The sequence below is a fragment of the Methylobacillus sp. MM3 genome (genome assembly GCF_001645185.1).
In the GTDB taxonomy this organism is placed as follows: domain Bacteria; phylum Pseudomonadota; class Gammaproteobacteria; order Burkholderiales; family Methylophilaceae; genus MM2.
Map to the genome: position 1 here is coordinate 22,891 of NZ_LXTQ01000040.1, position 17,755 is coordinate 40,645.

The 17,755-nt window shown below is 58.7% G+C and carries 18 protein-coding genes and 1 tRNA gene; 9 read left to right on the forward strand and 10 right to left on the reverse strand.

All coding sequences use genetic code 11. From position 1 onward, the window contains the following. Nucleotides 1-62: 62 nt before the first annotated feature. Nucleotides 63-1,844 (forward strand): monovalent cation:proton antiporter-2 (CPA2) family protein, encoded by a 1,782-nt coding sequence (locus A7976_RS10505; protein WP_067111260.1) that lies wholly within the window; start codon nucleotides 63-65, stop codon nucleotides 1,842-1,844. A 3-nt stretch (nucleotides 1,845-1,847) separates the two neighbouring features. On the opposite strand, the gene A7976_RS10510 is transcribed toward A7976_RS10505, so the two are convergent. Further along, nucleotides 1,848-2,315, reverse strand: coding sequence for a PIN domain-containing protein (locus tag A7976_RS10510; RefSeq protein WP_067111264.1), 468 nt, complete (start codon nucleotides 2,313-2,315; stop codon nucleotides 1,848-1,850). A 210-nt stretch (nucleotides 2,316-2,525) separates the two neighbouring features. Next, on the reverse strand, nucleotides 2,526-2,852 hold the full coding sequence (locus A7976_RS10515; RefSeq protein ID WP_067111266.1) for a cupin domain-containing protein: 327 nt from the start codon (nucleotides 2,850-2,852) through the stop codon (nucleotides 2,526-2,528). Nucleotides 2,853-3,084: 232 nt separating this feature from the next. On the opposite strand from A7976_RS10515, the gene A7976_RS10520 reads away from it, so the two are divergent. Next, nucleotides 3,085-3,345, forward strand: coding sequence for a KGG domain-containing protein (locus A7976_RS10520; protein WP_067111270.1), 261 nt, complete (start codon nucleotides 3,085-3,087; stop codon nucleotides 3,343-3,345). Between the two features lie 58 nt (nucleotides 3,346-3,403). Here the strand turns inward: A7976_RS10520 and A7976_RS10525 are convergent, their stop codons facing one another. Beyond that, a complete protein-coding gene (locus A7976_RS10525; protein ID WP_067111273.1) occupies nucleotides 3,404-4,072 on the reverse strand; it encodes a uracil-DNA glycosylase in 669 nt (222 codons plus the stop codon). A 152-nt stretch (nucleotides 4,073-4,224) separates the two neighbouring features. Here A7976_RS10525 and A7976_RS10530 point away from each other — a divergent pair, with 152 nt between their 5' ends. Continuing rightward, nucleotides 4,225-4,803 carry a LexA family transcriptional regulator gene (locus A7976_RS10530; protein ID WP_067111999.1) on the forward strand — a complete coding sequence of 193 codons (579 nt, stop codon included), beginning with the start codon at nucleotides 4,225-4,227 and terminating at the stop codon, nucleotides 4,801-4,803. Nucleotides 4,804-5,244: 441 nt separating this feature from the next. On the opposite strand, the gene A7976_RS15400 is transcribed toward A7976_RS10530, so the two are convergent. From A7976_RS15400 to A7976_RS10540, 3 genes are all read right to left on the reverse strand, one after another. Then, nucleotides 5,245-5,370, reverse strand: a complete 126-nt coding sequence (locus tag A7976_RS15400) for a hypothetical protein (RefSeq protein WP_256365516.1) — start codon at nucleotides 5,368-5,370, stop codon at nucleotides 5,245-5,247. 220 nt (nucleotides 5,371-5,590) lie between these two features. Continuing rightward, nucleotides 5,591-6,124: a TIGR00645 family protein gene (locus A7976_RS10535; RefSeq protein ID WP_067111276.1), complete on the reverse strand. Its 534-nt coding sequence runs from the start codon at nucleotides 6,122-6,124 to the stop codon at nucleotides 5,591-5,593. A gap of 110 nt (nucleotides 6,125-6,234) precedes the next feature. Next, nucleotides 6,235-6,311 (reverse strand) — tRNA-Asp (locus A7976_RS10540). A 241-nt stretch (nucleotides 6,312-6,552) separates the two neighbouring features. On the opposite strand from A7976_RS10540, the gene A7976_RS10545 reads away from it, so the two are divergent. Continuing rightward, nucleotides 6,553-6,849, forward strand: a complete 297-nt coding sequence (locus tag A7976_RS10545; RefSeq protein WP_067111278.1) for a hypothetical protein — start codon at nucleotides 6,553-6,555, stop codon at nucleotides 6,847-6,849. A gap of 25 nt (nucleotides 6,850-6,874) precedes the next feature. Continuing rightward, nucleotides 6,875-7,702 carry a ferritin-like domain-containing protein gene (locus A7976_RS10550; RefSeq protein WP_067111281.1) on the forward strand — a complete coding sequence of 276 codons (828 nt, stop codon included), beginning with the start codon at nucleotides 6,875-6,877 and terminating at the stop codon, nucleotides 7,700-7,702. 404 nt (nucleotides 7,703-8,106) lie between these two features. On the opposite strand, the gene A7976_RS10555 is transcribed toward A7976_RS10550, so the two are convergent. Continuing rightward, entirely contained in the window at nucleotides 8,107-8,655 is a 549-nt protein-coding gene (locus tag A7976_RS10555) for a cytochrome b (RefSeq protein WP_067111283.1), read from the reverse strand. 211 nt (nucleotides 8,656-8,866) lie between these two features. Here A7976_RS10555 and A7976_RS10560 point away from each other — a divergent pair, with 211 nt between their 5' ends. Both A7976_RS10560 and A7976_RS15075 read left to right on the forward strand, forming a co-directional pair. Further along, a complete protein-coding gene (locus A7976_RS10560; protein ID WP_082878094.1) occupies nucleotides 8,867-11,479 on the forward strand; it encodes a glycosyltransferase in 2,613 nt (870 codons plus the stop codon). Between the two features lie 16 nt (nucleotides 11,480-11,495). Continuing rightward, on the forward strand, nucleotides 11,496-11,870 hold the full coding sequence (locus tag A7976_RS15075; RefSeq protein WP_131801019.1) for a hypothetical protein: 375 nt from the start codon (nucleotides 11,496-11,498) through the stop codon (nucleotides 11,868-11,870). Here the strand turns inward: A7976_RS15075 and A7976_RS10570 are convergent. The 3 genes from A7976_RS10570 to A7976_RS10580 all read right to left on the reverse strand — a co-directional run bounded on the left by A7976_RS10570 (nucleotide 11,777) and on the right by A7976_RS10580 (nucleotide 15,846). Next, nucleotides 11,777-13,378 (reverse strand): beta-1,6-glucan synthase, encoded by a 1,602-nt coding sequence (locus A7976_RS10570; protein WP_067111289.1) that lies wholly within the window; start codon nucleotides 13,376-13,378, stop codon nucleotides 11,777-11,779. The two genes, A7976_RS15075 and A7976_RS10570, sit on opposite strands and share 94 nt — an antisense overlap. 427 nt (nucleotides 13,379-13,805) lie before the next feature. Then, a complete protein-coding gene (locus A7976_RS10575; protein WP_067111292.1) occupies nucleotides 13,806-15,146 on the reverse strand; it encodes a HAMP domain-containing sensor histidine kinase in 1,341 nt (446 codons plus the stop codon). Nucleotides 15,147-15,156: 10 nt separating this feature from the next. After that, nucleotides 15,157-15,846: a response regulator transcription factor gene (locus A7976_RS10580; protein ID WP_067111295.1), complete on the reverse strand. Its 690-nt coding sequence runs from the start codon at nucleotides 15,844-15,846 to the stop codon at nucleotides 15,157-15,159. 173 nt (nucleotides 15,847-16,019) lie between these two features. Between A7976_RS10580 and A7976_RS10585 the strand changes: the two genes are divergently transcribed. Further along, a complete protein-coding gene (locus A7976_RS10585; RefSeq protein WP_067111298.1) occupies nucleotides 16,020-16,490 on the forward strand; it encodes a Spy/CpxP family protein refolding chaperone in 471 nt (156 codons plus the stop codon). An 86-nt stretch (nucleotides 16,491-16,576) separates the two neighbouring features. After that, nucleotides 16,577-17,755 (forward strand): efflux RND transporter periplasmic adaptor subunit, encoded by a 1,179-nt coding sequence (locus tag A7976_RS10590; RefSeq protein ID WP_082878096.1) that lies wholly within the window; start codon nucleotides 16,577-16,579, stop codon nucleotides 17,753-17,755.

The window sequence follows — 17,755 nt, forward strand, 5'->3', positions numbered from 1 at the left end:
TCGCTACCGCTGCGAGCGGGCAATCAGGCAGAATGGCTCCAATTCTAAAGATGGGAGCAACCATGAATCCATCCGGTTTTCTGGTGGAAGCCGCAATTTATCTTTCTGCCGCTGTGCTTGCCGTGCCCTTGTTCAAACGCCTCGGCCTCGGCTCCGTGCTGGGATATCTGCTGGCGGGCGTCCTGATCGGGCCGTATGCGTTCAAGTTGATCGGCGATGCAGAACAGGTACTGCATTTCGCCGAGTTTGGCGTGGTGCTGCTGCTTTTCCTGGTTGGGCTGGAACTGGAGCCGGATAAGGTATGGGAACTGCGCAAGCGCTTGTTCGGGCTGGGCGGCTTGCAGGTTGGCGGCACTATTGCGCTGGTCGCCGGCATCGCGCTGATGACTGGCTTGTCGTGGCCGGTGGCGCTGGTGGCGGGCATCGGGATTGCGATGTCCTCCACAGCGATCGGTTTGGCTTCGCTTGAAGAAAGAAAGCTGCTGCGCACGTCCGGCGGTCAAGCTTCGTTTGCGGTGCTGCTCTTTCAGGATTTGTCGGTCGTCCCCTTGTTCATGCTGCTGGCCTTGTTGGCTCCGGGCGGTGCGGGCGCTGTCGATCCGTGGGCCGTGGTCAAGGCGCTTGCTGTGGTCGTCGCGATAATCCTGGCCAGCCGCACTGTCTTGCGGCCGGTGATGCGCGTGATCGCCGAAACGGGCATGCGCGAGATCTTCGTCGCCTTTTCGCTGCTGCTGGTGATTGGCGTATCGATTGCGGTGCAATCGGTCGGGCTTTCCATGGCACTGGGGACTTTTCTCGCGGGCGTGCTGCTGGCCGATTCCGAATACCGTTATGAGCTGCGCCTCGACATCGAACCGGTCAAAGGCCTGTTGCTTGGGCTGTTTTTCATCGCGGTGGGCATGTCGGTGGATATGTCACTCATCGTCAAAGCACCCGTGCTGATCCTCGGTCTTGCCTTGCTGCTGGTGCTGGTGAAGGCCGCCATCCTGTATGGGCTGGGCCGCCTGTTTCACCTGGCGTCGCGCGATGCGCTGCTGTTCGCGGTCGGGTTGTCGCAGGTGGGTGAATTCGCGTTTGTCATTTTTGGTATCGGCCTGTCGCAAGGGTCGCTGGATCGCGAGACCTACAATGTGCTGAATGCCGTCGTCGCGGTTTCCATGCTCACCACACCGCTGTTGCTGGTGCTGTACGACCGTTTTGCCGGGCTGCAAGCCGCGCCGCCCGACGATGATGCGATTGAAGAAGAAAATCCGGTGATCGTCGCTGGTTTCGGCCGTTTCGGCCAGATCGTCGGCCGTGTGCTGCTGGCCCATGGGATTCCGGCGACGCTGATCGACAAGGATCCCAATCAGGTCGAGCTGATGCGCAGCTTTGGCTGGCGCTGTTATTACGGCGATGCGTCGCGGCTGGATTTGCTGCAGCAAGCCGGAATCGCCAAGGCGAGCCTGTTCGTCATTGCGCTGGATGATCCGCATGCGGCCCTGGAAACGGCCAGGCTGGTGAAGGAGCGTTGGCCTGAGGTGCCCATTGTCGCCCGCGCCCGCAGCCGGACCGATGCTTTCGACTTTCATGAACTGGGGATCGAGCCGATACGCGAGACTTTCCATTCGGCATTGGAAGCTGCGCGCCAGGCGCTGGTGGCGTTAAAGGTATCTGCCAGCGGCGCGGCCAGAATCGTTCGCCAATTCGATCGGCACGATCAGGAGTTGATGGAACGCGCGCTCAAGGTGAGGCACGACCGCGAAGCCTTGATCGATCTGACCGAACAGGGGAGACAGGATCTAAAAGTTCTCCTGGCCGCCGAAAGCGGCGACCTGGAAGAGGACGAACTCATTATCCGCTAGGGTTCAGCGAACTGCCTGGACATGCGGCGGTTTCTTGTCCATTGCAACCACCTTATCCTGGCCGGACTTACCCGGATCGGAAGGCGGGGGTTCGGTGGTGTGCTCCAGCAGGGTTTCGATATCCGGATAACGGGCGCAGACGATGCCCTTGGTTTTCAAGCTTTCCAGAATTGCATCGAAGCCCGGGTCATTGGAAAGAATGGAAAATTTCGAATCCGGATGCTGGATCGCGAGTTCGCCCAACTGGAAAGCGATGTTGAAATCGATGGCATTGCGCCGGCTGCTTTCGAGCTGGATATATTCGGCGCGCTCGCCGAGGCCGTGCATTGCACGAGCCAGAGAGAGCGGAATCATGTTCTGATGGCGGCCCAGGTAAATCTTGATCTGAATGTTCTGCTGACGTTCGCTGATCAGGCCAATGTTACCGGGCTGGGTATTTTCGTAGTCGACAAAAACATAATGCGTGTGCATGGTCTGCCTCCTGTCTCTCGCCATTGCTCTTGCTTATAAGCCTTTTCTCTCCATCAAGATATTCCAAGCATACGGTATTTTGCAATATGCACTACATAATTGTTATTGATTTGAAAACCGGAAAACGGTTCCAAAATTTTCCTGCAATGCCGGTGCGGCGGGGCAAGCGGCCCTGTCCCCGGTAAAGCAGGAGGGGCGGGCCGAAGGAGCTCAGAACGGCAGCATGGCGCGCAGTCGGCGGCCGATTTGCGCCAGCTTGGAGCCATCCAGCTGGTAATGCTTGTGCAACGGCTGTTTCACTTCCCATGTGCATTTCATGCCGGCGGGAAACGTGACCAGATCGCCCTTGCCGAATGTCACCGGCGCGCCGTCGGTGGGGGTGATGACGCATTCGCCCTCAAGAATGTAAGCAATTTCCTGTTCGAGGAAATGCCATTGGAATACCGAAACCTCCTTCGACCACGTCGGCCACTTCGAAACGCCCAGCGTTTCGAGGCGGGAAGCTTGCGGATTACGTTCGACGACGATGTTATTCATGACTGCCCTTCGTGCTAGCGAAAAGGCGGCATGGTATCAGCAATGATGCGATCCCGGATACCGGGAATTCAATCGGCCATTCCTACACGGTAATCAGTCGAGTCTTATATTGCCGAAGCTCCTTGAGCGCTAATCTGTAAATACTCTTCTGCATCCTGTGTGGCGGAGTTAGCCCATTGGTTTCACCAAAGGGCTTTGCTTTTTATCTGTCTTAAGAAAAGAGGAGAAAGATATGGCTCAAACTCAAGGTAGCAGCAACCGCGGTTTTGCCGCAATGGACGAAGACAAGCAACGCGAAATTGCCAGCAAGGGCGGCAGGGCGGCCCACGAAAAAGGTACGGCACACGAATTTACGCCCCAGCAAGCTGCCGAAGCGGGAAGCAAGGGCGGAAAGGCGGCGCATGCTCGTGGCACCGCTCACGAATTCACATCCAGAGAGGCTGCAGAAGCTGGCCGTAAAGGCGGGATGAGCAGCCATAGCGGCAGAAGCTAAACTGTCGCACCTGAAAAAAGCGGGGGATATTTCCCCCGCTTTTTTATTGGCCAGGTGCTTACCAGTTCACTGTCGGTTTGTTCAGCCGGCTCAATGCCGCATTGGCGTGGCTGAAAGGTTTGCTGCCGAAGAATCCCTGATGCGCCGACAGCGGCGACGGATGTGCCGACGCAATGACGATATGATGCGGTGCGATGTCTTTTTTGTGTTTGTGCGCGTGATTGCCCCACAAGATAAACACCAGCGGATCGGGGCGGCGGCCGAGATAATCGATCAGCGTCTGGGTGAAGCGATGCCATTGTTTTGCATGCACGCCGGCTTTTCCACCGCGCGTTGTCAGCGATGCATTCAGAAGCAGCACGCCTTGCTCGGCCCATGAGGTGAGGTTGCCGCCGGAAACGCTGGAAGGCCGGCCCAGGTCGCTTTGCATTTCCTTGAGGATATTGCGCAAGGAGGGCGGCGGCCGCACGCCGTCGGGAACGGAAAATGCCAGCCCGTGTGCCTGCTGAATGCCGCGGTCTTCGCCATGGTAAGGATCCTGGCCGAGGATCACGACACGAACCTGGTCGGGCGGCACCTTGCGCAAGGCTTCATACCACAAGCCGCGGCGAGGCCTGACATCGGCCTCGTCCTGGAGGGTTTCCACCATCTTGCGATGCTGGTCGGCAAGCCCGGGGACGGCTTTGGCCCAGGCGGGCGGGATACTTTCTTCGGTTGGGTTGCTCATTATCAAAAGATGTCTGGATCAATTTTCAGTGAAAAGGCTGGCCAAACCTGCTGATACAAAGCGGGTTGGATGTTCCATTCAGGAACCATACCAGCACTTTGCCATCGGCGGCAATGTTGACGATTGTACGAACGTACAGTATCTTGACGCGTATGGGAAACGATCACGATTATCTCGCTGCGTTGCAGGACTACTACGCCGAACACAAGACCTTGCCGTCGTTTGCGATGATTGCGACATTGCTTGGATTCAAGTCCAAGAATGCCGTGACCGCGCTGGTGGCTCGGCTCAAGCTGCAGAACTATCTGGAATCTGCGCCAGACAAGCGGCTCAAACCCGGGGCACGCTTCTTCGAGCGCATTCTCGCGGAGAGCGTGGTGCAAGCCGGCATGCCTTCGGCAGCCACCGGCGATCGGCACGATACGCTTTCCATCGATGATTATCTGGTCGAACGCCCATCGCAAACCGTGTTGATCACCGTGCGCGGCGATTCCATGATCGATGCCGGCATCATGCCGGACGATGTGGTGGTGGTCGAAAAGCGCCAGATGGCAAATGTCGGCGACATGGTGGTTGCCATCGTTGATAACGAATTCACCCTCAAAACGCTGGGGCGCGAAAAAAACGCGTTTGTTCTTTATCCCGCAAACAAGGCCTATCCCACGATACGCCCGCAGGGCCGGCTCGAAATTTTCGGTGTGGTGGTCGGGCAATTCCGCAAGTACAAATAAATTTTTTCGCTTGAGGTTTTTGTTTCCGACTGACGGCCCGGGCCCAAGCGCAGAGCCGAGTTTCAGCAAAAAATCATTGCAAGACATCCTCGGTTATGCACACCTCTTCATGTAGTTCCTTAAGAATTCCCCTAACTCCATAATAAATAATGGAAAGAAAATAAGTTATTGATTTTAAATGGGATGCTAAAAAGTTCAATTTTTAATCGAAGGAAAAAAGTCTTTATGCAGGCGTAAGTTACGCTTTTAAGTCACAGATGTTCACAGAGTTATCCACAGATTTTGTGGATTGCGCGGATGAGATTAAGAACTAGGGGCTGGACACTCGAATAGCGTCCTGAAACTGCCCGATATCGCTACTAAAACATCCGGGCTGGGCAGCAAAACATCCGGAGTGAATATCGCGGCAATGGGAATGGTGCGTGACGCTGCAATTCGATTTTAGGATTTGGACTTGGGGAGGGTTGTTTTCGGCATGGGGATAAAGGTTCCTATGGGCGCGGTGGTCTGCTTGTCCTTTTTGGGTTTCTTTACTTCCTTGTTGCTGCGTTGTTGACCCTTGGCCATGATGTTTCTCCTTAGCGATGCCCCGTGCAGAGAGCCCGGGCGGCAGTGATTGAGTGGCAGGTGCTTGCCTGCACCAAGCCAGGCAACATACATTCATCATAGGCCCGTGGGACAGGATGTGTGGATTATTTGCACCAGCCCGGCGTCATGAAGCGGCTTCCTGAACAAAAACGACCAGTTCGATTGCTGGCCGTTTTTGTTGCAATTCGCTTTCGCGTCGTCAGTGTTTGCTTATTGCCGGTATTGAGTGCGACATCAGCCGGTCGATGGCCGCGATGCCTACCGCCGAAAGCACAAAGGACATGTGGATCACGACTTGCCACAACAATGTTTTTTCATCGAGATTCGGCGCGTTGATGAAGGTTTTCAGCAGATGGATCGAAGAAATCCCGATGATCGCAGTGGCCAGTTTCACCTTCAGCACATTCGCATTTACATGCGATAGCCAATCCGGTTCGTCCGGGTGGCCTGCGAGGCCGAGCCGGGAAACGAAAGTTTCATAGCCGCCGACGATGACCATGATCAACAGGTTTGAGATCATCACGACATCAATCAGCCCCAGCACGATCAACATGATTTTTTCTTCGGTGAGATGCGGGGTTTCTTGTACCAGATGAGTGAGTTCTACCCAGAACAGATAGACATACACTGCCTGGGCAACGATCAGCCCAAGATAAAGCGGCATTTGCAGCCAGCGGCTGCCGAACAGAATGGCGGATAAGGGCTTGAGTTTGAGCGGAGTTTCTTCGCGCATGCAGGGAACCTCGGATATGTTGCGATAGTAAAGTCGGCAGATTATAACGGCGGATGCGCTATTGGGAATGACGATGTTGCCGGGAAATATTGCCGATAAGGCTGGGGAGTTGGCGGAGTGGACGGGACTCGAACCCGCGACCCCCGGCGTGACAGGCCGGTATTCTAACCAACTGAACTACCACTCCGCTCTTTCGTTCGCACAAGTGCTGACGAAGGCCGGCATCATACATTAAATCCGATCAATGTTTCCAGTGGCTGATAAAAAAATTGCGCCAGGAACGAGCAATCATGCCGCAGACGGCGTTGTGCCGGCCTTTTGCTCGATGTCTGGATTTCCTTGCTCAAGGGGGCGGCTGCAATGCCGGCCACGAATGCGGTATAAAATTCTCACCATAAAAACCAACCGCAAAGGTATAACGGATGCCCATGAAACGAACTATCGCGCTCCTGCTGGGCCTGCTTGCCGTTCAGGCGGTCATGGCGAAAGACGCCGCGACGGAGCAATACAACGTTTCCGTCGCTCGCGAGCAGTACAACGATGCGCGATCCGAGTACGAATCCGTCACGGATCTGGCCGAGGCGCAAGCCGGGCGTGTCGCGCAGGAACAGGCGCGACTCGATGAACTCAGAAAGCGGCAGAAGGCCGCCAGGGCGAGCCTGGATATCGCAAAAGGGAAACTGAAGCAGCGGGAACAGGCGCTGGATAAGGCTTGGGGAAATTGATTCCATTACCATGCATGAACATGCAATGTCTGGCGAACTGAGGCGGGCCGCGCTCCACTGGCTGGCCGAGCCTGTTCCGGTCGGCAAGGCAGCGGGCGTGTCCGAAATGGCTCGCCGCTGGGCGGCAGGAAGCATGACGCTGGATACCGAAGCTGTTCTTTCGGCCGAAAATGCGGTTCCCGGCCGTCCGGCAAGGCCGGAACTGGTGCCGCCTGCATCCCTCAATAAACGCAGCATGGCGACGGTGGAAGGGCGGGCCGTGATGATACATGCGTTGGCGCATATCGAATTCAACGCCATAAACCTGGCGCTGGATGCAGTCTGGCGTTTTCCGGACATGCCAACGCAGTTTTACACCGACTGGTTGCAGGTGGCCGCGGAAGAGGCGTACCACTACACCTTGCTGGTCGGCCATTTGCAGTCGCTCGGATATGCGTATGGCGATTTCCCGGCGCATAACGGCTTGTGGGAAATCGCGGATCGCACCAGGGGCGATGTGCTTGCCCGTATTGCACTGATCCCGCGCACGATGGAAGCGCGCGGCCTGGATGTTTCGCCCGGTTTGCGCGACAAGCTGGCGCAGGCGGGGGATCGCGCCGCCGCAGCCATTCTGGAGATCATCCTGCGCGACGAGATCGGGCACGTACGCATCGGCAACCATTGGTATGGCTGGCTATGCGAACAGCGGAACCTGAATCCGCTGGATACCTACGAGCAATTGGCGCTTGCCTATAAAGCTCCGGCCCTGCGCGGGCCGTTCAACATCGAAGCCAGACTGGCCGCCGGGTTTACCGAGGCGGAACTGGATGCGCTGACGCTCAATCCGCCTCGTGCAACCGGGTATGATCAATGACTATGGCGATTCTTTCGCCATAGAGTCGCACTATTTTCACGTTATACGCCTCGTGCCGGCCGGGCTTTTGCATCCCGCCGTTGCAACCAGAAGGCGCGCCCCACGTAAGAGTCATCTCACACACGATTCAGCTTCCGCTTCTTACCGTCGAACCTGCTATTTCCCTAGTATCGGAATCAATGTGTGAAGGAAGAAGAAATGAAAATCTTATTGTGGATAGTCGGCATTATTTTTCTGGTCGGATTGCTGGTAGTCACCGGCGTTATCAAACTGATTTTTTGAACGGATCCTTGAAGAAGCCTGCCTGGCGGCGGGCTTTATTCAAGGTAGGCTGCTTCTGCCGCGGACGCCGGAGGATACCGATAATGAATCCAGTTTGCGCATCATCGCGGTTATCCCTTCCGCTATTTCAGTAAAGGCAGCATGCGCCGCAAGGTGTTGTCGCGTACCAGATAATGATGAAACAGCGCGGCGGCGGTATGCAGGCCGATCAGGTAATAGCCGATAGTCCCGCCGGTCTCGTGGATTTCCTTGATGGTTTTGGCCAGTTCCTTGTTTTCGCCGATGAGTGGCGGCAATTCGAGACCGAAAAAGGGAATCGGTTTTCCGGCTGCGCTCAGGATTAGCCATCCTGCCAGCGGCAACCCCAGCAGCAACAGATAAAGCAGGCCATGTACTGCGCCGGCGCTGATTTTCTGCCAGACAGGAGGGGTAGGAACAATGGCCGGCCTGGTAGCGCGAATATTCACGAAAAGGCGCAGCCACGCGAGAATGAATATTGACAAGCCCAGCATGAAGTGCCAGGTTTTCATCGCTTCGCGCGGGTCGCTGCCCTTGGGGTAGAGTTCGCGCAATTCGATCAGGAGATAAACGGCAACAATCAGGATGGCAATCAGCCAATGCAGGCCGATGGTCAGGTTTCCATAGCGGGAGGAAGTGGCGGCAGAAGTCATGGTACAAATCCTTGATCACGGTATGATTATTATTGTAGACGCTTGCGCTTAACGGAAGCTTAATTGAATGGCGAGATTCCGGTGAGCGCCCAAGCCCGCAAATGCGGGCTTTTTTCGTATGGTGTTTCCGTTTCGATGCATTCTTCCGATCAAGATCAATTACAATCACGTCCCCATCACCGTCAGGTAAATCGGCAACAGAATCAGCATCATGCCCATTAAACGTTACGCAAGATTTTTCATGCGGCTCGCCGTCGCGCTGAGCATTGCGACTTTTGTTGCGCTTGCCCAATATGCCGTCTGGGCATGGGTCAATCGCGGCGTGGAAATGACCGATGCGGAACAGCGCATCGCAGGCTTTGCCTACAGCGGCTACGGACGCGACCAGAGCCCGTTGACGCGGGAATACCCCAAGGAAACCGAACTGGCGCGCGACATCGACCTGCTCGCCAAATTCACCAAGCGCGTTCGCACCTATAGCTCAATCGACAACGCCGCCGTGGTGCCCCTCACCGCGAAAAAGGGACTCAAGCTGACCAACGGCATCTGGCTCGACCAGAGCGTGGAGCATAACCAGCGCGAGATCGAAGAGGGCATCCGGCTCGCCAACAAGTACAAGCATATCGACCGGCTGATCGTCGGCAACGAAGCGGTACTGCGCGAAGACATGACGCCGGACACGCTGATTTTCTACCTGAAGACCGTCAAGGCCGGAACCCGGAAGCCGGTTTCCACCGCCGAGCCGTGGCATATCTGGCTCAAGTATCCCGAACTCGCGGACAGCGTCGATTTCATCACCGCGCACCTGCTTCCCTACCATGAAGGCGTGCCCGCCGAGGCGGCCGTCGCATATGCGATGCAGCGCTACGATGAGCTGGCCAAGGCTTACCCGAAGAAAAAGATCGTGATCGGCGAAATCGGCTGGCCGAGTCGCGGCCCTGCGGTCGAGGCGGCAATCCCTTCGCGCGCCAACGAAGCCCTGTTCCTGCGCACCTTCCTGTCGCAGGAGCGCACCCGCGCTCTGGATTATTACGTGATGGAAGCTTTCGACCAGCCCTGGAAAGTGGCGCTTGAAGGCTGGGCGGGCGCCTATTGGGGGGTATTCAGTGCCGACCGTGAACCGAAGTTCGCGCTGACCGGCGACGTGCCGCGCGATATCCGTTGGCAAAGCAAAGCGTATGAAGCTGCGGCTTACGCCTTCATTCCCATGGTGCTGATCGCCTACCTGCTGGCCGGCTGGAGCCTGTGGGGCCGGGTATGGCTGACAATGCTGGTGCAGGCGTCGGTGGCGACGTTGATCGTCGGCATCAACGTGCCGGCGGATTATTACCTGACGCCGAAAGACCTCGCGGGCCTCTCCGTGCTGATCGCCGCCACGCTGATCACCATCTCGGTACTGCTGACCCACGGTTACGAGTTCGGCGAGGTGCTGTTCAAGCGCATCTGGAAGCGCCGTTTTGCGCCTTTGCCCGCGCTGCCGCCGGAAGAGGAGCCTTTCGTTTCCATCCATCTTGCGTGCTACAACGAGCCGCCGGAAATGGTTATCGAGACCATCGACAGCCTGGCGCGGATGAATTATCGCAATTTCGAAGTGCTGGTGATCGACAACAATACGGCGTATGAAGCGCTGTGGAAGCCGGTCGAGGCACACATGGCGAAACTGGGGCCGAATTTCCGTTTCTTCCACCTGCGCCCGTGGCCGGGTTTCAAGGCCGGCGCGCTCAATTTCGCGCTCAAGGAAACCGATCCCCGCGCGCAGGTCATCGGTGTGGTCGATGCCGATTACGTGGTCGATCCGGACTGGATCGCCACGCTGGTGCCGCATTTTGTCGATGCGCCCGACGTGGCCGTGGTACAGGCGCCGCAAGCCCATCGCAACTGGGAAACACAGCCCTTCCGTCGTATGTGCAACTGGGAATTCGACGGCTTCTTCCGCATCGGCATGCACCACCGCAACGAACGCAACGCGCTGATCCAGCACGGCACGATGACGCTGGTACGGCGCAAATTTCTGGACGAAGTCGGCGCCTGGTCGGAGTGGTGTATCTGCGAAGACTCCGAACTCGGGCTCCGTCTGTTGCGCAAAGGCTACGACACCCGCTACGTGGATCGCGTGCTGGGCAAGGGCCTGACCCCGGCCAACTTCTCTGCGATCAAGAGCCAGCGCTTCCGCTGGGCGTTCGGCGCGATGCAGATTCTGAAGGCGCACCTGCCGGCGCTGCTCGGTCGCAGCCGGCTTAATCTGGCGCAGCGCTATCACTTCCTTACCGGCTGGTTCACCTGGTTCGGCGATGCGCTGCAACTGGTGTTTACCTTCGCCGCGCTGCTGTGGAGCATCCTGATGATCGTTGCGCCGGAATCTTTCGGTCTGCCGATGACGGTGCTGGTCGCGCCGATGCTAGGGTTCATGGCGTTCAAGACCGCGATGGGCCCCATCCTCTACCGGCGCACGATGAATTGCCCGTGGGTGGATATCGCCGGCGCCTCGCTGCTTTCGGCGGGCATTTCGCACGCCGTGGCGCGCGGCATTTTCGCCGGCATCTTCAAGAAAAAGGGCGAGTTCGTTGTCACCCCCAAGGGCTGGAAGGCCAAGCGTGCACTGGCGTTCTTCGGGCCGATACGTGAGGAGCTAGGGCTCTTGCTGGCGCTGCTGGTAAGCGTAGTCAGCATATCGCTCACCCTGGGAGTGCAGGACCCCGCGGCCAAGGCGTGGGTTGCCGTGCTGCTGTTCGCCACGATTCCATACTGGGCGGCGCTGGGTTGCCAGATTGCCTCGTACTGGCCGGAAAAAGCCCCGCAAGACAATCCCGCAAGTGCTTCATGAGGTCAGGATGAGCCGCATGCGTGCACAGGTTTTGAAACTGTTGTTGAGCGGATTGGCTGCGCTAGGCATGGCGCTGTGGGTGCGCTACGCGCTGGTGGAGCAAGAGGGAATGGCCTTGCTCTGCACGCAGGTGGCCGACATGGGCTGCGCGGTGCGCGAAACCGCCATCGTCATCTTCACCCAGCAGCGGCTCGGTTACTTCAGCCTGGCGGCCGCTTTGCTCGCGCTGATCCCGCGATTGCGGCTGCTCGCCTGGGCAGGCTGGATCGCCGGCATCGCCGGGCTGGTGCTTTATTGCTACGAACCGTCGGCGCCGGCAGTCGTACTGGCCTTGCTGGTGCTGGCGAGGCAGGCCGCGGCCAGCAACAAACAAAGCGCCAGCCATGCCTGAGCCTGCGGGTTCATCGGTTCCATCGCCCAGCGCGCAATGCCGCCCAGCGCGATAATGCCGGCACAGAGTTTCTCCTCCCGCCCTGTGCGCGACAATCGGTTCAGCGTCAGCAGGCTGAGCGAGGGAATGGCGTACAGCCATATCGGAAAATCCCGATAGCGCGGGTCGGCCAGCAACAGCAGGGCCGCCGTTGCCGCCGCGAACAGGACGGCCATGCGCAAGGCCGGAAGCCAGCGGTTTTGCCGTTGCTGCATGGCCTCGATGAATCCCGGCAGCATGTTTTGATTACGACGTCCCGCAATGCCAAGCACCAGCCCAATGCCTGCGAGCGCGATCATGCCCAGCACCGCCCATTCCCATGCGTTGCGGTAGGCCACTTGCCCATGCTCCCATGCCAGCCACATTACGCCGCCCGTCCACGCGCCCGCAGCAATGTGTGTGAGCAAGCGCCAACTACGCGCGCGGCCGGGCAGGCAGGCCAATCCCAGGCAAAGCATGCTGCCTGCCAGTGCCGCAAGCAGATAGGGCTGCACGGAAGTACGCGCCCGTACCGGCCCCGCCAAAGGGAATTTGGGCTGCAAATCCTGATCCAGAATTCCCCAGTATCCGCCTACCGTGCCTTCGAGTTGGCGTTTCCACGGCTGGTCGATGGCTTCGATGACGTTGTAATCCCAGCCTTTGTCGTGCGCCTCGCGGATGAAGCTGCGCACATATAGCGCCTGCTCCACCAAGCCCGGCCGCGCGCCTTCGCGCTGCCTGCCAGCGCTGGGCCAGCCGGTTTCGCCGATCAGCACCGGCTTTTTGTAATGCTCCTGCATGCGCTGACGCACTTGCGCCACATGCTCCAGCGCATGGTCCACCGCCACCGGCTCGTCTTCCCAATACGGCAAAATATGTATCGTCAGGAAATCCACGCCTTCCGCCAGAGTGGGATGGCGCAGCCAGAACTCCCATACATCGGCATAGGTGACGGGTACGCTCACCCGCCCGCGTACTTCGTCCAGCATCGCGCGCATTGCTGCCTCGGGTTGCTCTTGCCGCAGCAGAACTTCGTTACCGACGATCACGGCGCGCACCGCGTCCGGGTATAGGTTGGTGAGCCGGATGGCGGTTTCCAGCTGCGAGCGATTCGCCACCGGATCGCGCCCTATCCAGGCGCCGAGCAGGACTTTCAAGCCGAGTTTCTGCGCCAGTTCGGGCACGTATTCCAGGCCTTGATCGACGGCATAAATCCGCACGCAATGGGTGATAGGCGCCAAGGCTGCCAGATCCGCCGCGATCTGTTCCTTGGGGATACGCATCGCCGGATTGAGCGGCGTCTGCCCCGGCAAATGGTAAGGCGCATAAGACACGCAATCCAGCCGCTCGCCCTCTGCCAGATGCAGATCGGGAAGCGCAACTGGGCGCGTCTGCGCGGCAACCCAGAAGGTGAGGAGCAGAAAGGCAATGAAATGCAGGAAAAAGTGCTTACGCCAGAAGGCGGAGGAAGAAATATGGCCGGAGGTCATGGAGTTGCACGATTACAGAATTGGATAGGCGCATATTGTATGCGCTGTTACCGCTTCTTCTGCCGGCGACCGGTTTTTTCTGTCATTGGCCGATGCCGGAGCTTGGTCTGCCAAGACCTGGAACTCAATTTCTCAATGCACAAGCCGGGCCGAAACCGAACACGGCCAGGGCTTTATGTTTTGACAGGTAAGGCTCGAATTTTTGTACCAGGCAATCTGCTTGCGGGCTGCCTTTCTGCACTTCCCATGTCAGTACTCATTCACGCAAGGCTAGCCTTGCGCAACGGTATCGAGCGTTTAAAACAATATCATTAAAAACAAACGGTTATTGATTTGTCCGGCCAGACGTCCGCATCCGGGGCGGCGCCGCTGGATGCGCAGCGCATTCGAAATGACTCACGCAAAATATTCGTGCAAATTTTGCGTATCAAAACACCTTTGCGTGATTGAATTGAATCCTGACCAGCAGGCCGCCACCGGTGGCATTGCTTAGTTCCAGCGTGCCGGCGTGCTTGTGCAGCGCGCGTTGAGCGATGGCGAGGCCCAAGCCATAGCCCGATGCCTGGGTTTTATCCTTTTCGGGCGGCAAACGATAGAAGGGTTGAAAGACCTTGGTCAACTCTTCCTCCGGAATGCCGGGGCCGTGGTCGCGGATCAGCACGGTGGGCTTATGCGATTCGTCGGTGAGGCGGATTTCCACGGCGCTGGCGTCGGCCGTGTACTTGATGGCGTTGCGAATGACGTTCTCGAAGGCGCGCCGCAGCAGTTCGCGCTGGCCTTCGACCTCGGCCTTGATGTCGGCGCGATATTCGATCGTGCGCCCGTTGGCCTGAGCTTCGAAGCTGACATCCTGAATGATTTCCTCCAGCAGTTCGTCAATGCTGACTTTTTCCTTTCCGTCGTTGCCGAGGTTGGATTCGAGCCGCGCCAAGGTGAGTATCTGGCCGAGCAGTTCGTCCAGGCGCTCGGCTTCGCGTTCGATACGGCCGAGCGCCATCGCCACCTTGTCGGGCTGCTGCTGGGCGATGCCCACAGCCAGGCGCATGCGCGCGACCGGCGAGCGCAACTCGTGCGAAACGTCGTGCAGCAGCTGCCGTTGCGAATTCAGCAAGGTTTGCAGGTGCGTCGCCATGAAGTCGAAATCCTTGCCGAGATCGGAGAGCTCGTCGTTGCGGCTGCCGATCAACGGACTGACGCGGGCGTTGAGGTCGCCTTCGGCGAGGCGGTTGCTGACTTTGCGCAGATGGCGGATCGGGCGACTGAGATAGGTCGCGAATATCGCGCTGAATAGCAGGCTGGCGAACAGGGCGATGACAATCTGGATGCCCGGCGGCGGCATGCGCGGCGGGCCGGCATCCGCGCTGGCGGCGGGCAGGAAAAGTACATATTCTTCGCCGCTGGGCGCACTGACGCGCTTCACGCTGTGTTTCAGCCTGCCGTGCTGCAATGCCGCCCGTGCTTTTTTCAGCGCGGCAGGCGGCACGGTGCGTCCCAGCGCATCGCGGCCTTCTACATCGACGATCAGTACGCGCGGCGACCTGTTCTTGCCCGGCCATTCATCGAGCAGCGCCCGCGCACCGGCCACTCCGGAATATTGCACCGCATTCGCGACGACGCCGACGACGAATTCGGCGCGCCGGTCGCGCGAGATGCCTTCTTCGTTCTGCAAGCGCTGATCGTGCAGATAGACCGCCCCGCCGATGCCGGCGCCGATCAGCACCAGCGTGACGGACAGGCCGAAGAACAGTTTCCAGAACAGGCGTCCCATCTTTCTTTCCTTAACCCGGAATGAACTGGTAGCCGACGTTGCGCACCGTCTGGATGGGGGAGCGCCCATCGTCCAGCGTGCCCAGCTTTTGCCGCAGGTTGCTGACGTGCACATCGATGCTGCGGTCGTATTTGGTTTCCGGCCGGCCCAGCGCCTGCACAAACAGGTCGGCCTTGGTGACGACGTGGCCGGCGTGCTTGATCAGCACTTCCAGCAGCGCATATTCGCTGGTGGTGAGCGATAGCGGCTGCCCGTTCCATTCAATGATGCGTTCGGCGGCATGCAGCGCGGCCCGGCCCACGCGCAGCACGCCGTCGCGCTGTGTTGCGGCATCACGCACCACCACCCGGCGTTGGATGGCGTGCAGGCGGGCGACCAGCTCGCGCGGATTGAAAGGCTTGGTGAGGTAATCGTCGGCACCGAGTTCGAGCCCGACGATGCGGTCGATGTCGTCGCCCTTGGCGGTGAGCATGATGACGGGAATCTGGCTGGTGTTGCGGATCAGGCGCAGCGTATCGAAGCCGTTCATGCCCGGCATCATCACATCCAGCACCACGAGGTCGTATTTGCCGGACAGCGCCATGCGCGCGCCCTCCTGCCCGTCATGGGCGAATTCCAGCGCGAAATCCTCGGCTTCCAGATATTCTTCCATCATCTGGCAAAGCTCGATGTCGTCGTCGATCAGCAGGACTTGCAGCACGCGTTATCGTTTCCGAATTAAGAGGTTGGATGTGATTCTGCCAAAGTTTGGCGGGCGGATGGTGCGCTCCTTACATACTTTTACGTAGTATTACGCGCCCTGAACGCAAGCCTACACGCAAATCCGGAAAATGATCGTCACATTCATTGTTCACAGACCATCGGAGGTCCATCATGGGTAAGTCTCATAAATATCTGGTTTCCGCCGCGCTGATCACCGCATCGCTGTTTGCTGCCGGTACGGCCATGTCCGGCGAGGGCGAGCGCTGCGACAGCAGGCATCACGGCAAGATAGGGGCGCATGGCGACATGCATCACGGTTTCCATCAGAAGCTGAAGGAACTCAACCTGACCAGCGAGCAGCAGGCGCGGGTGAAAGAGATCATGGACAAGCAGAAGCCCCAGCGCGAAGCCCACATGAAGGCCATGCAGGAGTCGCGCCAGGCATTGCGCGAAGCGACGCGCAGCGATGCCTACGATAGTGCCAAGGTGCGCGAAATCGCCAACAAGCAGGCCGCGCTGCACGCCGACATGACCGTGCTGCGCACCGAGACCATGCATCAGATTTACAGCCTGCTGACTCCCGAGCAGAAGCAGAAGTGGGATGCGAAACGCGCGCGTCACGATGACGTCGAAAAGAGCTGATAATCTCTCCCTTTTGAATTGATTTACTCCCTTCTCCGGGTAACGCGAAAGCGCGGCCCGGAGTTTTTTAGTTTTTCCGTGATGCCATGAAAATCAACTACACACCATCTCTGCTGACTTTGCTTCCCGTGCTCCTGCTGTTGACGGCCTGCAATCCCTCGTCGGGCGAAAACAAGGCGCCTCCGCCCAAAACGGCCGAGGTCGGCGTGGTAGAAATTGCGTCCAGCGCCCAGCCCATCGTGACCGAACTGCCGGGCCGCACCAACGCGCGCATGATCGCCGAGATCCGCCCGCAGATCGGCGGCATCATCCAGGAACGCACATTCGTCGAAGGCGCGATGGTCAGGGCCGGACAGACGCTGTACCGCATTGACCCCGCGATGTACGAAGCTGCCTACGCCAGCGCCCAGGCCGCGCTGCAGAAAGCCGAAGCCACGTATAAATCCAGCAAGGTGAAGGCCGAGCGCTATACCGAGCTGGTCGCGATCAATGCCGTCAGCAAGCAGGATTACGACGACATGCAGGCAACGCTGAAGCAATCCGAAGCGGATGTTGCCTTGGCCAAGGCGGCACTGGAAACCGCGCGCATCAACCTTGCCTATACCCGCATTACCGCGCCGATTTCCGGCCGCGTCGAAACTTCGGTGGTTACGCCCGGCGCGCTGGTGACGGCCAACCAGGCGGCCGCGCTTACCACGGTGCAGCAGCTCGATCCCATTTATGTCGATGTGACGCAATCCAGCAGCGATCTGCTGCGGCTCAAGCGCGAGCTTGCCAAGGGCAACCTCAAGCGCATCAGCGCCGACGAGGCGCGCATCAAGGTGCTACTGGAAGACGGCAGCGTGTATCCGCACGCCGGCCGTCTGAGTTTCAGCGGCGTCACCGTCAATCCGACCTCCGGTGCGGTCACGTTGCGCGCCATCGTGCCCAATCCGGAAGGCCTGCTGATGCCCGGCATGTACGTGCGCGCCCAACTGGAAGAAGCCGTGGACGAGGCGGCCATCCTGGTGCCGCAGCAAAGCGTCACGCGCACCGCCAAGGGCGACGCGCTGGTGCTGGTGGTCAATGCCGAAAACAAGGTGGAACAGCGGCGGGTGGAAGTCGGGCGCGCCATTGGCACCCAGTGGCTGGTCAACGCCGGGCTCGCTGCCGGCGATCGCGTGATCGTCGAAGGTGTGCAGCAGATACGTGTCGGCGATGCGGTGAAAGCCCGTGTCATGTCTGCCGAAGCGGTCGACAAATCCGCCGAAGCCAGCGGAAAGTAA

What these genes read in the sequence shown, in the direction of transcription:
- A7976_RS10590 (WP_082878096.1), top strand. Translation starts at nt 16,577, where the DNA reads ATGAAAATCAACTACACACCATCTCTGCTGACTTTGCTTCCCGTGCTC.
- A7976_RS10555 (WP_067111283.1), bottom strand. Translation starts at nt 8,655, where the DNA reads ATGACTTCTGCCGCCACTTCCTCCCGCTATGGAAACCTGACCATCGGC.
- A7976_RS10510 (WP_067111264.1), bottom strand. Translation starts at nt 2,315, where the DNA reads ATGCACACGCATTATGTTTTTGTCGACTACGAAAATACCCAGCCCGGT.
- A7976_RS10515 (WP_067111266.1), bottom strand. Translation starts at nt 2,852, where the DNA reads ATGAATAACATCGTCGTCGAACGTAATCCGCAAGCTTCCCGCCTCGAA.
- A7976_RS10585 (WP_067111298.1), top strand. Translation starts at nt 16,020, where the DNA reads ATGGGTAAGTCTCATAAATATCTGGTTTCCGCCGCGCTGATCACCGCA.
- A7976_RS10520 (WP_067111270.1), top strand. Translation starts at nt 3,085, where the DNA reads ATGGCTCAAACTCAAGGTAGCAGCAACCGCGGTTTTGCCGCAATGGAC.
- A7976_RS10505 (WP_067111260.1), top strand. Translation starts at nt 63, where the DNA reads ATGAATCCATCCGGTTTTCTGGTGGAAGCCGCAATTTATCTTTCTGCC.
- A7976_RS10570 (WP_067111289.1), bottom strand. Translation starts at nt 13,378, where the DNA reads ATGACCTCCGGCCATATTTCTTCCTCCGCCTTCTGGCGTAAGCACTTT.
- A7976_RS10525 (WP_067111273.1), bottom strand. Translation starts at nt 4,072, where the DNA reads ATGAGCAACCCAACCGAAGAAAGTATCCCGCCCGCCTGGGCCAAAGCC.
- A7976_RS15400 (WP_256365516.1), bottom strand. Translation starts at nt 5,370, where the DNA reads ATGGCCAAGGGTCAACAACGCAGCAACAAGGAAGTAAAGAAACCCAAA.
- A7976_RS15075 (WP_131801019.1), top strand. Translation starts at nt 11,496, where the DNA reads ATGCGTGCACAGGTTTTGAAACTGTTGTTGAGCGGATTGGCTGCGCTA.
- A7976_RS10530 (WP_067111999.1), top strand. Translation starts at nt 4,225, where the DNA reads ATGGGAAACGATCACGATTATCTCGCTGCGTTGCAGGACTACTACGCC.
- A7976_RS10550 (WP_067111281.1), top strand. Translation starts at nt 6,875, where the DNA reads ATGTCTGGCGAACTGAGGCGGGCCGCGCTCCACTGGCTGGCCGAGCCT.
- A7976_RS10535 (WP_067111276.1), bottom strand. Translation starts at nt 6,124, where the DNA reads ATGCGCGAAGAAACTCCGCTCAAACTCAAGCCCTTATCCGCCATTCTG.
- A7976_RS10545 (WP_067111278.1), top strand. Translation starts at nt 6,553, where the DNA reads ATGAAACGAACTATCGCGCTCCTGCTGGGCCTGCTTGCCGTTCAGGCG.
- A7976_RS10560 (WP_082878094.1), top strand. Translation starts at nt 8,867, where the DNA reads ATGCCCATTAAACGTTACGCAAGATTTTTCATGCGGCTCGCCGTCGCG.
- A7976_RS10575 (WP_067111292.1), bottom strand. Translation starts at nt 15,146, where the DNA reads ATGGGACGCCTGTTCTGGAAACTGTTCTTCGGCCTGTCCGTCACGCTG.